Genomic DNA, 14,835 nt, shown 5'->3' on the forward strand with positions numbered 1-14,835 from the left:
CTCTCGGTGATCCCCGTCACCGTTGCCGATGAACGCAAAACACCCAGGCCTCTCCTGCAGCATGAACGAAAAATCCTCCGCCCCCAACGTCGGGTCGATTGTGGCGTCTACGTTTCGCGCGGGCGCGTTGAGGTGGACCGGCAGGACGGGCGCCTGCCCCCCACGCCGGCGCTGATGTTCGACAAAATGCTGGTGGCGCATGATCGCCATGCCCACTGGATTGTGCGTGACAGCTCTGCTGTATTCCTGTGCTGTCGTCGCTGTCGCAGGCCCGCTGCTCCATTGCCATTGGAGTTTCTCTCTTGTGGGCCGATGCCCTATCCGCGGCCATTGAGGAATGAAAACGCATTCCGCGGCCGGCCATGCTGGGATTTCATCAAGATTGCTTGACAAGGTGTCCTGATGGTCCCATAATCGCAAGTTCTCTTCGGAGAGGTGCCCGAGTGGCTAAAGGGGGCAGACTGTAAATCTGTTGGCTTACGCCTACGTTGGTTCGAATCCAACCCTCTCCACCAGAATTAAGCAGTGAGTTCGGTCCGCATGGGCCGAGCGGCAAGGGAAGAAGTAACCCAGGCGGGTGTAGCTCAATGGTAGAGCAGAAGCCTTCCAAGCTTACGACGAGGGTTCGATTCCCTTCACCCGCTCCATTCGCTGTTAGACGTTTCGCCCATGTGGCTCAGTGGTAGAGCACTCCCTTGGTAAGGGAGAGGTCGGCAGTTCGATCCTGCCCATGGGCACCACGCATCCACCACCGCAAATCGCTACCGAGACAGGAGTCGCGACATGGCAAAGGAAAAGTTCGAGCGGACCAAGCCGCACGTGAACGTTGGGACGATTGGTCACGTTGACCACGGCAAGACGACGCTGACCGCAGCGATCGCGACCGTGCTGTCGAGCAAGTTCGGTGGCGAAGCGAAGAAGTACGACGAAATCGACGCAGCGCCGGAAGAAAAGGCACGCGGCATCACGATCAACACCGCACACATCGAGTACGAAACGGCCAACCGCCACTACGCGCACGTTGACTGCCCGGGCCACGCCGACTACGTCAAGAACATGATCACCGGTGCCGCCCAGATGGACGGCGCCATCCTGGTGTGCTCGGCCGCGGACGGCCCGATGCCGCAAACGCGTGAGCACATCCTGCTGGCCCGCCAGGTTGGCGTGCCGTACATCATCGTCTTCCTGAACAAGTGCGACATGGTGGACGACGCCGAGCTGCTCGAGCTGGTGGAAATGGAAGTGCGCGAGCTGCTCTCGAAGTACGAATTCCCGGGCGACGACACCCCGATCATCAAGGGCTCGGCCAAGCTGGCGCTGGAAGGCGACAAGGGCGAGCTGGGTGAGGTGGCGATCATGAACCTGGCCGACGCGCTGGACTCGTACATCCCGACGCCGGAGCGCGCCGTGGACGGCACGTTCCTGATGCCGGTGGAAGACGTGTTCTCGATCTCGGGCCGCGGCACCGTGGTGACCGGCCGTATCGAGCGCGGCGTGATCAAGGTCGGCGAGGAAATCGAAATCGTCGGTATCAAGGCCACGCAGAAGACCACCTGCACGGGCGTCGAAATGTTCCGCAAGCTGCTCGACCAAGGTCAGGCAGGCGACAACGTCGGTATCCTGCTGCGCGGCACGAAGCGTGAAGACGTCGAGCGTGGCCAGGTGCTCGCCAAGCCGGGTTCGATCACCCCGCACACGCACTTCACGGGCGAGGTCTACATCCTGTCCAAGGACGAAGGCGGTCGTCACACCCCGTTCTTCAACAACTACCGTCCGCAGTTCTACTTCCGTACGACCGACGTGACCGGCTCGATCGAGCTGCCGAAGGACAAGGAAATGGTCATGCCGGGCGACAACGTGTCGATCACCGTCAAGCTGATCGCCCCGATCGCCATGGAAGAAGGCCTGCGCTTCGCCATCCGTGAAGGCGGCCGTACCGTCGGCGCCGGCGTCGTCGCCAAGATCATCGAGTAAGTGCTGTAACTCTTCCGTGCGGCTGCCAACCGGCCGCACGTGAAGTGCCAGAGTGGGGTTGACCGCACGGCAACCCCAAAGCTGTTTTAGGGGTATAGCTCAACTGGCAGAGCGTCGGTCTCCAAAACCGAAGGTTGGGGGTTCGATTCCCTCTGCCCCTGCCAATTCATCAGCCGCGTAGCGCGATATGGCGCCACGCGGCTTAGTCTCGTTTGGGAAACATGGCCAATCCGAACGTCGAAACCGTCAACACCGCCAGCGGCAAGTGGCTGCTGGTCGTGGCGGTCCTGCTGGTGGTCGCCGGGGTGATCGGTTTTTACCTGCTCGCACAGCAACCGAGCTATGTCCGCGCAGCCTCGCTGATCGGCGGGCTGGTGCTGGGTGCCGGCGTTGCCCTGGTGTCCGCGCCTGGGCAGAGCTTTATCGAATTTGCCCGCGAGTCGTACCGCGAAGTTCGCAAGGTCGTCTGGCCGACGCGCAAGGAAGCGGGGCAGATGACCGGTTTGGTGTTCGCCTTTGTGGTGATCATGGCTGTGTTCCTCTGGTCTGCGGACAAGCTCATCGAGTGGGTGATCTTCTCGCTCGTGCTGGGCTGGAAATAATCGGGTGAAGCCATGACGGATAACGTAGCGAACGACACGTCGACGGATTCTTCCGCGCCGGCCTCAAAGAAGCGCTGGTATGTCGTGCATGCCTACTCGGGCATGGAGAAGAGTGTGCAACGCGCGCTGCAGGAGCGCATTGATCGCGAAGGCCTGCAACACCTGTTCGGCCAGATTCTGGTGCCGTCAGAAGAGGTCATGGAGAACAAGAGCGGTCGGAAGACTGTCACCGAGCGCCGCCTGTTTCCGGGCTATGTCTTCGTTGAAATGGAGATGACGGATGAAACGTGGCACTTGGTCAAGAACACGTCCAAGGTGACGGGCTTCATCGGGGGGTCGGGCAACCGGCCCTCGCCGATCTCCAAGGGTGAGGTCGACAAGATCATGGCTCAGATCCAAGAAGGGGTCGAGAAGCCGCGTCCGAAGACGTTGTTCGAGGTGGGCGAGATGGTGCGCGTGAAGGAGGGCCCGTTCACCGACTTCAACGGCAACGTCGAGGAAGTCAACTACGAGAAGTCGCGCCTGCGCGTTTCCGTGACGATCTTCGGTCGAGCGACACCGGTCGAGCTCGAGTTCGGCCAGGTCGAAAAGGTATAAGGAATTCGGTGCGGCGGGGAGAACCCGTTGTGCCAGTCGCCGGATCCAGCGGATGCGGCGGGCAACGGCGGCAAGGCCGCCTGCGCCAACAGAGGAGCGTCAGTCTTGTGCTGATGCGTTACCACTCAACAGGATTGCTCTCGCGTTGACGCTTGGCAATCCGGATTGGAGTCAAGATGGCCAAGAAGATTATTGGCTTTATCAAGCTGCAGATCCCGGCTGGTAAAGCAAATCCGTCCCCGCCCGTCGGCCCGGCCCTGGGTCAGCGCGGTCTGAACATCATGGAGTTCTGCAAGGCGTTCAACGCGCAGACTCAAGGCATGGAACCGGGCTTGCCGGTGCCGGTGGTGATCACCGCCTACGCCGACAAGAGCTTCACCTTCGTCATGAAGTCGCCGCCGGCGACCGTGCTCATCAAGAAGGCTGCTGGCATCCAGAAGGGTTCGTCGAAGCCGCATACCGACAAGGTCGGCAAGATCACCCGCGCCCAGGCTGAAGAGATCGCCAAGGCGAAGAACGCGGACCTGACCGCAGCGGATCTCGACGCCGCCGTGCGTACGATCGCCGGCAGCGCCCGTTCGATGGGTATCACGGTGGAGGGCCTGTAATCATGGCAAAGATTTCGAAGCGCGTGGCCGCAAACAAGGCCAAGGTGGAGCGCACCAAGTTCTACCCGATCGACGAAGCGCTGAGCCTCGTCAAGGAATGCGCGAGCGCCAAGTTCGATGAATCCATCGACGTGGCCGTGCAACTGGGCATCGACGCCAAGAAGTCGGACCAAGTCGTTCGCGGCTCGGTGGTCCTGCCCGCTGGTACTGGCAAGTCGGTTCGCGTGGCCGTGTTCGCCCAGGGCGACAAGGCTGAGCAAGCCAAGGCGGCTGGCGCAGAGATCGTCGGCATGGAAGACCTGGCTGAGCAGATCAAGGCTGGCAACATGGATTTCGACGTCGTGATCGCTTCGCCCGACACGATGCGTATCGTCGGTACGCTGGGTCAGATCCTCGGCCCGCGCGGCCTGATGCCGAACCCGAAGGTCGGTACCGTGACGCCGGACGTCGCGACCGCCGTGAAGAACGCCAAGGCGGGTCAGGTGCAATTCCGCGTCGACAAGGCCGGGATCGTCCACGCAACCATCGGCCGCCGCTCGTTTGAGCCGGCTGCTCTGAAGAGCAATCTGGCAGCACTGCTGGATGCGCTGAACAAGGCCAAGCCGGCATCGAGCAAGGGGGTGTACCTGCGCAAGATCGCCGTCTCGTCGACGATGGGCGTGGGCGTGCGCATCGACCAGGCGACCCTGGCCGCCTGATCGTTCGATCATTCGCGCCGGGTGACCCGATAACCATCCCGGCGTTTGCTGTTTCTCTGCGTGGCTCCGGCCGCGCGGTCCCTGGCAGCTTCAGGGAAGAACTTTGGGCAGCGGCAGATGTTTGTACGAACAGACAGATGCCGCTGGTTATCAAAGACCGTTGGCGGTGACGGGCTCCTTGGTTGGAGCCGGCGCCTTAATCGCGACGCGGCGTGGCAACGCACCGCGCTGCAGCCAACGCAGATGGCGCCCCCGAAGGGAATGAGTGACTTTGGTATTGCCGAAGTGATTTGTGCCAATCGGACGCCGTACTTTTGGACTGACCGAGGCGACCGCTGCATCCGCGGGAGCCAACGTCGTTTTGGAGCTTAACCGTGGCACTCAATCTCGAAGATAAGAAGGCCGTCGTGGCCGAGGTAACGGCGCAAGTCGCCAAGGCCTCGACCATCGTCGTTGCTGAATATCGCGGTATCACGGTTGGCGATCTGACCAAGCTGCGTGCGCAAGCACGCCAGCAAGGCGTCTACCTGCGCGTTCTGAAGAACACGCTGGCTCGCCGCGCTGTGGAAGGCACGCCGTTTGCCGAACTCGCCGAGCAACTGACCGGCCCGCTGATCTACGGTATTTCCGAAGACGCAGTGGCCCCGGCCAAGGTGCTGAACGATTTCGCCAAGGGCAATGACAAGCTGGTGCTGCGCGCCGGTTCGTACGATGGCAAGGTGCTCGATGTCAACGGCGTGAAGGCCCTGGCAACGATCCCGAGCCGCGAAGAACTGCTCAGCAAGCTGCTGTTCGTCATGCAGGCGCCGGTGTCGGGCTTCGCCCGTGCCCTGGCTGCGCTGGCCGAAAAGCAAGGCGAAGGCGCCGCAGCCTAATCGGCCGCGAATACCTCGCACAGATCGCACGATCGATACCGAATCACATTCTGGAGTTATTCAAATGGCAATCACCAAAGACGACATCCTGGAAGCCGTTGGCGCGATGTCCGTGATGGAACTGAACGACCTGGTCAAGGCGTTCGAAGAGAAGTTTGGCGTGTCGGCAGCTGCAGTGGCAGTGGCCGGCCCGGCTGCTGCTGGCGGCGCCGCTGCTGCGGCGGAAGAGCAAACCGAATTCACCGTGACGCTGAAGAGCGCCGGCGCGAACAAGGTTGGCGTCATCAAGGCCGTGCGTGAAATCACCGGCCTGGGCCTGAAGGAAGCCAAGGACCTGGTCGATGGCGCACCGAAGCCCGTGAAGGAAGGCGTCGACAAGAAGACTGCCGACGAGCTGGTGAAGAAGCTGGTGGAAGCCGGCGCGGAAGCCGAAGCCAAGTAAGTGCAGGTCTCGCGTGCCGCATCCGGTACGCGACGGAGGCTGGCAAAGGGACATTTCCCGGCGCCAGCCTTTTTGCGCTTGTGGGACCGGTTGTTGAGCGATCCCGCAATCACGCGATAAGTCGGCTTGGAGTCTCTTTTACCGGATATCCGGTCGCAGGTCTGAGCCAGGCCAGCAGAGGCCAAACATCAGTGGCACACTAGGCAGTTCGCAGTCCGCTGATGTTTGTCTTCTGAACCGACTGCAGAAGGCAAGTTTGGTCGGGTGCTCCCCCGTCCGTGGCATGCGCTCCATGGGTGCATGTGCGGGCGGCGCGCGCAGTACCGTCAGCCAGAGGTTGGTAGCGGCCAACCGCCAAATCCCGTCACCAGTCGCTGAACACCTCAAGTGTTGGTCGTGACCTTCGCCCGTCCGTCTGCGCTTGCGATGATTCGGAGATCCCATGGCGTACAGCTTTACCGAGAAAAAGCGTATTCGCAAGAGTTTCGCGAAGCGCGCAACGGTTCATCAGGTTCCCTTCCTGCTTGCCACCCAGATTCAATCGTATACCCAGTTCCTGCAAGAAAACGTGCCTGTGGCACAGCGCAAGAACGAAGGCCTGCAAGCGGCGTTCAACGCCATTTTCCCCATCGTGTCGCACAACGGGCTGGCACGCATGGAGTTCGTGTCGTACCACCTGTCCAACCCGCCGTTTGACGTCAAGGAATGTCAGCAGCGTGGTCTGACCTATCACTCGGCGCTGCGCGCAAAAGTGCGCCTGATCATCAACGACCGCGAGAACCCCACCAAGGTCAAGGAGATCAAGGAGCAGGAAGTCTACATGGGCGAAATCCCGCTCATGACGTCCACCGGCTCGTTCGTGATCAACGGCACGGAACGTGTGATCGTGTCCCAGCTGCACCGCTCGCCGGGCGTGTTCTTCGAGCACGACAAGGGCAAGACGCACAGCTCGGGCAAACTGCTGTTCTCGGCGCGGATCATTCCGTACCGCGGCTCGTGGCTCGACTTCGAATTCGACCCGAAGGACATCCTGTACTTCCGCGTCGACCGCCGCCGCAAGATGCCGGTGACGATCCTGCTGAAGTCGATCGGCCTGACGCCCGAGCAGATCCTGGCGCACTTCTTCGTGTTCGACAACTTCACGCTAAAGAGCGAAGGCGCGCTGATGGAATTCGTGCCCGAGCGTCTGCGCGGTGAAGTCGCTCGCTTCGACATTACCGACAAGAACGGCAAGGTCGTCGTCGAGAAGGACAAGCGCATCAACGCCAAGCACATCCGTGACCTGGACGCGGCCGGCACCAAGCTGATCAGCGTGCCGGAAGACTACCTGCTCGGCCGCGTGCTGGCGAAGAACATCGTCGATCCGGATACCGGCGAAGTCCTGGCCAACGCCAACGACGAACTCACCGAAGCCGTGCTCGAGAAGCTGCGCGACGCCGACGTGAAGGAAATCCAGACCCTGTACACGAACGATCTGGATCAGGGTCCGTACATCTCGTCCACGCTGCGCACCGACGACACCGCCGACCAGACCGCCGCGCGCATCGCCATCTACCGCATGATGCGCCCCGGCGAGCCGCCGACCGAAGACGCTGTCGAAGCGCTGTTCCAGCGTCTGTTCTACAGCGAAGATTCGTACGATCTGTCGCGCGTGGGCCGCATGAAGGTCAACAGCCGCCTGAACCGCCCGACCGGCGACGGCCCGATGGTGCTCACGGATGAGGACATCCTCGACACGATCAAGCTGCTGGTGAACCTGCGCAACGGCAAGGGTGAAGTCGACGATATCGACCACCTCGGCAACCGTCGCGTGCGCTGCGTCGGCGAACTGGCGGAAAATCAGTTCCGCGCAGGTCTGTCGCGCGTGGAGCGTGCCGTGAAGGAACGTCTGGGCCAGGCCGAGACGGAAAACCTGATGCCGCACGACCTGATCAACTCGAAGCCGATTTCGTCGGCGATCCGCGAGTTCTTCGGTTCGTCGCAGCTGTCGCAGTTCATGGACCAGACCAACCCGCTGTCGGAAGTCACGCACAAGCGTCGTATTTCGGCACTGGGTCCGGGCGGTCTGACGCGCGAGCGTGCGGGCTTTGAAGTCCGCGACGTGCACCCGACCCACTACGGCCGCGTGTGCCCGATCGAAACGCCGGAAGGCCCGAACATTGGTCTGATCAACTCGCTGGCACTGTATGCACGCCTGAACGACTACGGCTTCCTCGAAACGCCGTACCGCAAGGTCGAGAACGGCAAGGTGACCGACGAAGTGCATTACCTGTCGGCCATCGAGGAAGGCAAGTACGTGGTGGCGCAGGCCAACGCGACGGTGGACGAGGACGGCAACCTGATCGACGAACTGGTGTCGGCGCGTGAAGGCAGCGAGCGTGAGACCCGCATGGTCACGCCGGACCGCGTGCAGTACATCGACGTGGCGCCGTCGCAGATCGTGTCGGCTGCAGCCTCCCTGGTGCCGTTCCTTGAGCACGATGACGCGAACCGTGCACTGATGGGCGCAAACATGCAGCGCCAGGCCGTGCCTTGCCTGCGTGCGGACAAGCCGCTGGTCGGTACCGGCATCGAGCGCACCGTTGCGGTCGACTCGGGTACGGCCGTGCAGGCCACGCGCGGCGGCGTCGTCGACTATGTCGATGCCAACCGCGTGGTGATCCGCGTAAACGACGACGAAGCCGTGGCCGGTGAAGTCGGCGTGGATATCTACAACCTGATCAAGTACACGCGTTCGAACCAGAACACGAACATCAACCAGCGTCCGATGGTCAAGGTGGGCGACCACGTGGCCCGCGGCGACGTGATCGCCGACGGCGCCTCGACCGACCTGGGCGAGCTCGCGCTCGGCCAGAACATGCTGGTCGCGTTCATGCCCTGGAACGGCTACAACTTCGAGGATTCGATCCTGATCTCGGAGCGCGTGGTGGCCGAAGACCGCTACACCTCGATCCACATCGAGGAACTGTCGGTCGTGGCCCGCGACACGAAGCTTGGACCGGAAGAAATCACGCGCGACATCTCGAACCTGGCCGAGGCGCAGCTGGCTCGCCTGGACGAATCGGGCATCACGTACATCGGCGCGGAAGTCGAAGCTGGCGACGTGCTGGTCGGCAAGGTCACGCCCAAGGGCGAGACCCAACTGACGCCGGAAGAAAAGCTGCTGCGTGCGATCTTCGGCGAGAAGGCGTCCGACGTGAAGGACACCTCGCTGCGCGTGCCTTCGGGCATGAGCGGTACCGTGATCGACGTGCAGGTCTTCACGCGTGAAGGCGTGACGCGCGACAAGCGTGCCCAGTCCATCATCGACGAAGAGCTGAAGCGCTACCGCCTCGACCTGAACGACCAGCTGCGTATCGTGGAAGGCGATGCCTTCCAGCGTCTGGAGCGTCTGCTGATCGGCAAGGTGGCCAACGGTGGTCCGAAGAAGCTGGCCAAGGGCACCGCGCTCACGAAGGAATACCTGGACGACCTCGACAAGTGGCACTGGTTCGACATCCGCCCGGCGGACGACGACGTGGCCACCCAGCTCGAAGCCGTGAAGGAAGCCATCGAGCAGAAGCGTCACGACTTCGACCTCGCGTTTGAAGAGAAGCGCAAGAAGCTCACGCAAGGCGACGAACTGCCGCCGGGCGTGATCAAGATGGTCAAGGTGTACCTGGCCGTGAAGCGTCGACTGCAGCCTGGCGACAAGATGGCAGGCCGTCACGGTAACAAGGGTGTCGTGTCGAAGATCACCCCGATCGAAGACATGCCGTACATGGCTGACGGTACGCCGGCAGACATCGTGCTGAACCCGCTGGGCGTGCCTTCGCGGATGAACGTGGGCCAGATTCTCGAGACCCACCTGGGCTGGGCCGCACGCGGCCTGGGCGAGCGCATCGGCAACATGCTGAAGGCGCAAGCCAAGGCTGCCGAGATCCGCAAGCTGCTGAACCAGATCTACAACGAAAGCGGCAAGACCGAAGATCTGGACAGCCTGTCGGACGCTGAGATCCTGGAGCTGGCCGAGAACCTGAAGAAGGGCGTGCCGTTTGCGACACCGGTGTTCGACGGTGCGCACGAGGACGAGATCAAGCGCATGCTGGATCTGGCCTACCCGGACGACATCGCCAAGGAAAAGGGCCTGACCGCTTCCAAGCAGCAGGTCACGCTGTACGACGGTCGAACCGGTGAAGCCTTCGAGCGTCCGGTCACGCTGGGCGTGATGCACATGCTGAAGCTGCACCACCTGGTCGACGACAAGATGCATGCGCGTTCGACCGGTCCGTACTCGCTGGTGACACAGCAGCCGCTGGGCGGTAAGGCCCAGTTCGGTGGCCAGCGTTTCGGTGAAATGGAAGTGTGGGCGCTGGAAGCGTACGGCGCGTCGTACGTGCTGCAGGAAATGCTGACCGTGAAGTCGGATGACGTGAACGGCCGGACCAAGGTGTACGAGAACATCGTCAAGGGCGAGCACTCGATCGATGCCGGCATGCCGGAGTCGTTCAACGTGCTGGTGAAGGAAATCCGCTCGCTGGGTATCGACATCGACCTCGAGCGCAACTGAGCGCCGATGCGATGGGGGCGCGGCAGCACGATTGCCGCGCTCCGGTAACAGCAGCCATTGACGAAGATTTAGGGCCGGTGCCCTGGTAGCCGGGGTGCCAGCCTCAAACTCAAGGAGTTTGGAATGAAAGCATTGCTCGACCTATTCCGTCAGGTACAGCAAGAAGAGCAGTTCGACGCGATCAAGATTGGCCTCGCGTCGCCGGAGAAAATCCGTTCGTGGTCGTACGGCGAAGTCAAGAAGCCCGAGACCATCAACTACCGCACGTTCAAGCCTGAGCGCGACGGCCTGTTCTGCGCCAAGATCTTTGGCCCGATCAAGGACTACGAGTGCCTGTGCGGCAAGTACAAGCGCCTGAAGCACCGTGGCGTGATCTGCGAGAAGTGCGGCGTGGAAGTGACGCTGGCCAAGGTGCGCCGCGAGCGCATGGGCCACATCGAACTGGCTGCGCCCACCGCGCACATCTGGTTCCTGAAGTCTCTGCCGTCGCGTCTGGGCATGGTGCTCGACATGACGCTGCGCGACATCGAGCGCGTGCTGTACTTCGAGGCATTCGTCGTGGTCGAGCCGGGCATGACCCCGCTCAAGAAGAGCCAGATCATGTCGGAAGACGACTACCTGGCCAAGTGCGACGAGTACGGCGAGGGTGAGTTCGTCGCCATGATGGGCGCCGAAGGCATCCGCGAGCTGCTGCGCGGCATCGACATCGAGAAGCAGATCGAGACGATCCGCGCCGAGCTGCAGGCCACTGGCTCGGAAGCCAAGATCAAGAAGTTCGCCAAGCGCCTGAAGGTGCTCGAGGCATTCCAGCGTTCGGGCATCAAGCCGGAGTGGATGATCCTCGAAGTGCTGCCGGTGCTGCCGCCCGAACTGCGTCCGCTGGTGCCGCTGGACGGCGGCCGTTTCGCCACGTCGGACCTCAACGACCTGTATCGCCGCGTGATCAACCGGAACAACCGTCTGAAGCGTCTGCTGGAGCTGAAGGCGCCGGAGATCATCGTGCGCAACGAAAAGCGCATGCTGCAGGAAGCCGTGGATTCGCTGCTGGACAACGGCCGTCGCGGCAAGGCGATGACCGGCGCCAACAAGCGTCCGCTGAAGTCGCTGGCGGAAATGATCAAGGGTAAGGGCGGTCGTTTCCGTCAGAACCTGCTGGGCAAGCGCGTGGACTACTCGGGCCGTTCGGTCATCGTGGTGGGCCCGACGCTGAAGCTGCATCAGTGCGGCCTGCCCAAGCTGATGGCGCTCGAGCTGTTCAAGCCGTTCATCTTCCACAAGCTGGAAACGATGGGCATCGCCACCACGATCAAGGCGGCGAAGAAGGAAGTGGAAAGCCAGACCCCGGTGGTGTGGGACATCCTCGAAGAGGTGATCCGCGAACACCCGGTGATGCTGAACCGTGCGCCGACGCTGCACCGTCTGGGTATCCAGGCGTTCGAGCCGGTGCTGATCGAAGGCAAGGCCATCCAGCTGCATCCGCTGGTCTGCGCGGCGTTCAACGCCGACTTCGACGGTGACCAGATGGCCGTTCACGTTCCGCTGTCGCTCGAAGCGCAGATGGAAGCGCGCACGCTGATGCTGGCGTCGAACAACGTGCTGTTCCCGGCCAACGGCGATCCGTCGATCGTGCCGTCGCAAGACGTGGTGCTGGGTCTGTACTACGCGACCCGCGACAAGATCAACGGCAAGGGCGAGGGCATGACCTTCGCCGACATCTCGGAAGTCATCCGCGCCTACGAGAACAAGGAAGTCGAACTGGCTTCGCGCGTGAACGTGCGGATCACCGAGTACGAACTGGTGAACCCGGAAGCCGACGGCGACGCCCGTTTTGCGCCGAAGATCACGCTGCAGTCGACCACGGTCGGCCGCGCGATCCTGTCGGAGATCCTGCCGAAGGGTCTGCCGTTCTCGGTGCTGAACAAGCCGCTGAAGAAGAAGGAAATCTCGCGCCTGATCAACACGGCATTCCGCAAGTGCGGTCTGCGCGAAACCGTGATCTTCGCTGACAAGCTGCTGCAGTCTGGCTTCCGCCTGGCAACGCGCGCCGGTATCTCGATCGCCATCGACGACATGCTGGTGCCGCCGGCCAAGGAGAAGATCATCGCCGAGGCCGCCGCCAAGGTGAAGGAATACGACAAGCAGTACATGTCGGGTCTGGTGACGGACCAGGAGCGTTACAACAACGTCGTGGACATCTGGGGCGCCGCCGGCGACCAGGTGGGCAAGGCGATGATGGAGCAGCTCCAGACCGAAGACGTGGTCGACCGCCACGGCAACACCGTCAAGCAGGAGTCGTTCAACTCCATCTACATGATGGCCGACTCGGGCGCACGGGGTTCCGCGGCGCAGATCCGCCAGCTCGCCGGTATGCGTGGCCTGATGGCCAAGCCGGACGGCTCGATCATCGAAACGCCGATTACCGCGAACTTCCGCGAAGGCCTGAACGTTCTGCAGTACTTCATCTCGACCCACGGTGCACGTAAGGGTCTGGCCGATACGGCACTGAAGACCGCGAACTCGGGTTACCTGACCCGTCGTCTGGTCGACGTGACGCAGGATCTGGTGGTGGTGGAAGACGATTGCGGCACCTCCAACGGCGTGGCTATGAAGGCCTTGGTCGAGGGTGGTGAAGTGATCGAAGCCCTGCGTGACCGTATCCTCGGCCGCGTCACGGCCAACGACGTGGTGAACCCGGAAACGCAGGAAACCGCGATCGAAGCCGGCACGCTGCTTGACGAAGACCTCGTCGACCTGATCGATTCGATCGGCGTGGACGAAGTCAAGGTCCGCACGCCGCTGACCTGCGACACGCGCTACGGCCTGTGCGCCAAGTGCTACGGCCGCGACCTTGGCCGCGGCACGCTGGTGAACTCGGGTGAAGCGGTGGGCGTGATCGCTGCGCAGTCGATCGGCGAGCCGGGCACGCAGCTGACGATGCGTACGTTCCACATCGGTGGTGCGGCATCGCGTGCGGCAGTGGCGTCGAGCGTGGAAGCGAAGGCCACCGGTACCGTGCGCTTCACGGCGACCATGCGTTACGTCACCAACGCGAAGGGCGAGCAGATCGTCATCTCGCGTTCGGGCGAAGCGCTGATCACCGATGACCACGGCCGTGAGCGCGAGCGCCACAAGATTCCGTACGGCGCAACGCTGCTGGTGCAGGATGGCCAGGCCATCAAGGCCGGCACGCAGCTCGCCACGTGGGATCCGCTGACGCGTCCGATCATTTCGGAGTACTCGGGCACCATCAAGTTCGAGAACGTCGAAGAGGGCGTGACCGTCGCCAAGCAGATGGACGAAGTGACCGGCCTGTCGACGCTGGTGGTGATCGACGCCAAGCGTCGCACCTCGGCTTCGAAGGGCATCCGTCCGCAGGTGAAGCTGCTCGATTCGTCGGGCGCCGAAGTGAAGATCCCGGGCACGGACCACTCCGTGACCATCGGCTTCCAGGTGGGCGCGCTGATCACCGTGAAGGACGGTCAGCAAGTGCACGTGGGTGAAGTGCTCGCACGTATTCCGACCGAATCGCAGAAGACGCGTGACATTACCGGTGGTCTGCCGCGTGTGGCCGAGCTGTTCGAAGCGCGTTCGCCGAAGGACGCCGCCGTGCTGGCGGAAGTCACCGGTACCGTCTCGTTCGGCAAGGACACCAAGGGCAAGCAGCGCCTGGTGATCACGGACCTCGACGGCAACGCCCACGAGTTCCTGATTGCCAAGGAAAAGCAGGTGCTGGTGCACGACGGCCAAGTCGTCAACAAGGGCGAGATGATCGTCGAAGGCCCGGCCGACCCGCACGACATCCTGCGTCTGAAGGGGGTGGAAGAACTGGCGACCTACATCGTCGACGAAGTGCAGGACGTGTACCGTCTGCAAGGCGTGAAGATCAACGACAAGCACATCGAGGTGATTGTTCGTCAGATGCTGCGCCGCGTGCAGATCGTCGATGTGGGCGACACCAAGTTCATCCCGGGTGAACAGGTGGAGCGCTCGGAGCTGCTCGACGAGAACGACCGCGTGATCGCGGAAGGCAAGCGTCCGGCAACGTACGAGAACCTGCTGCTGGGTATCACGAAGGCGTCGCTGTCGACCGACAGCTTCATCTCGGCGGCGTCGTTCCAGGAAACCACGCGCGTGCTGACCGAAGCCGCCATCATGGGCAAGGTCGACGACCTGCGTGGTCTGAAGGAAAACGTCATCGTCGGCCGCCTGATCCCGGCGGGTACCGGTCTGGCTTACCACCGCGCCCGCAAGGCCAAGGAAGCCGCCGACCGCGACCGCGCGGCAGCGATCGCCGAGGAAGAAGCCGCTTCGATCTTCGAGACGCCTGTCGCTCACCAGGAGGAAGGCGGCGCAGCCTGAAGCCAGGCAGCGTCCTTCGCATCAAAAGCCCGGCCCCTTTTGGGGTGCCGGGCTTTTTCTTTTGCCCCCGCGGCTCGCATCGCACCGCGGGCATGGCGCTGCTGGAAGATCGCCGGCACCGGCCAACACCG

General features: G+C 62.4%; 10 protein-coding genes and 4 tRNA genes. All 14 read left to right on the forward strand.

Going from position 1 to position 14,835, the window contains the following annotated elements; translation table 11 throughout:
- Positions 1 to 390: hypothetical protein (locus tag KHN96_RS17275; protein WP_211888726.1), on the forward strand; the 390-nt coding region annotated here is incomplete at its 5' end.
- 39 nt (positions 391 to 429) lie between these two features.
- Positions 430 to 515: transfer RNA gene (locus tag KHN96_RS17280), tRNA-Tyr, on the forward strand.
- 58 nt (positions 516 to 573) lie between these two features.
- Positions 574 to 647 (forward strand) — tRNA-Gly (locus KHN96_RS17285).
- Between the two features lie 18 nt (positions 648 to 665).
- A tRNA-Thr gene (locus KHN96_RS17290) sits at positions 666 to 740 on the forward strand.
- Positions 741 to 783: 43 nt separating this feature from the next.
- On the forward strand, positions 784 to 1,974 hold the full coding sequence (gene tuf / locus KHN96_RS17295) for an elongation factor Tu (RefSeq protein ID WP_045785052.1): 1,191 nt from the start codon (positions 784 to 786) through the stop codon (positions 1,972 to 1,974).
- 88 nt (positions 1,975 to 2,062) lie between these two features.
- Positions 2,063 to 2,138, forward strand: a tRNA-Trp gene (locus tag KHN96_RS17300).
- 57 nt (positions 2,139 to 2,195) lie between these two features.
- Positions 2,196 to 2,576, forward strand: a complete 381-nt coding sequence (gene secE / locus KHN96_RS17305) for a preprotein translocase subunit SecE (RefSeq protein WP_062739627.1) — start codon at positions 2,196 to 2,198, stop codon at positions 2,574 to 2,576.
- A gap of 12 nt (positions 2,577 to 2,588) precedes the next feature.
- On the forward strand, positions 2,589 to 3,173 hold the full coding sequence (gene nusG / locus KHN96_RS17310) for a transcription termination/antitermination protein NusG (protein WP_045785070.1): 585 nt from the start codon (positions 2,589 to 2,591) through the stop codon (positions 3,171 to 3,173).
- Positions 3,174 to 3,349: 176 nt separating this feature from the next.
- On the forward strand, positions 3,350 to 3,781 hold the full coding sequence (gene rplK, locus KHN96_RS17315) for a 50S ribosomal protein L11 (protein ID WP_045785069.1): 432 nt from the start codon (positions 3,350 to 3,352) through the stop codon (positions 3,779 to 3,781).
- A 2-nt stretch (positions 3,782 to 3,783) separates the two neighbouring features.
- On the forward strand, positions 3,784 to 4,479 hold the full coding sequence (gene rplA, locus KHN96_RS17320) for a 50S ribosomal protein L1 (protein ID WP_045785068.1): 696 nt from the start codon (positions 3,784 to 3,786) through the stop codon (positions 4,477 to 4,479).
- A gap of 374 nt (positions 4,480 to 4,853) precedes the next feature.
- Complete coding sequence (gene rplJ / locus KHN96_RS17325) at positions 4,854 to 5,354, forward strand: 50S ribosomal protein L10 (protein WP_045785067.1); 501 nt, start codon at positions 4,854 to 4,856, stop codon at positions 5,352 to 5,354.
- A gap of 64 nt (positions 5,355 to 5,418) precedes the next feature.
- Positions 5,419 to 5,796 carry a 50S ribosomal protein L7/L12 gene (rplL, locus tag KHN96_RS17330; protein ID WP_045785066.1) on the forward strand — a complete coding sequence of 126 codons (378 nt, stop codon included), beginning with the start codon at positions 5,419 to 5,421 and terminating at the stop codon, positions 5,794 to 5,796.
- Positions 5,797 to 6,238: 442 nt separating this feature from the next.
- Positions 6,239 to 10,345, forward strand: coding sequence for a DNA-directed RNA polymerase subunit beta (gene rpoB, locus KHN96_RS17335; RefSeq protein WP_045785065.1), 4,107 nt, complete (start codon positions 6,239 to 6,241; stop codon positions 10,343 to 10,345).
- 123 nt (positions 10,346 to 10,468) lie between these two features.
- Positions 10,469 to 14,704, forward strand: coding sequence for a DNA-directed RNA polymerase subunit beta' (gene rpoC / locus KHN96_RS17340; RefSeq protein ID WP_045785064.1), 4,236 nt, complete (start codon positions 10,469 to 10,471; stop codon positions 14,702 to 14,704).
- Positions 14,705 to 14,835: the final 131 nt, after the last annotated feature.

Source organism: Ralstonia mannitolilytica (assembly GCF_905397375.1).
GTDB lineage: Bacteria > Pseudomonadota > Gammaproteobacteria > Burkholderiales > Burkholderiaceae > Ralstonia > Ralstonia mannitolilytica.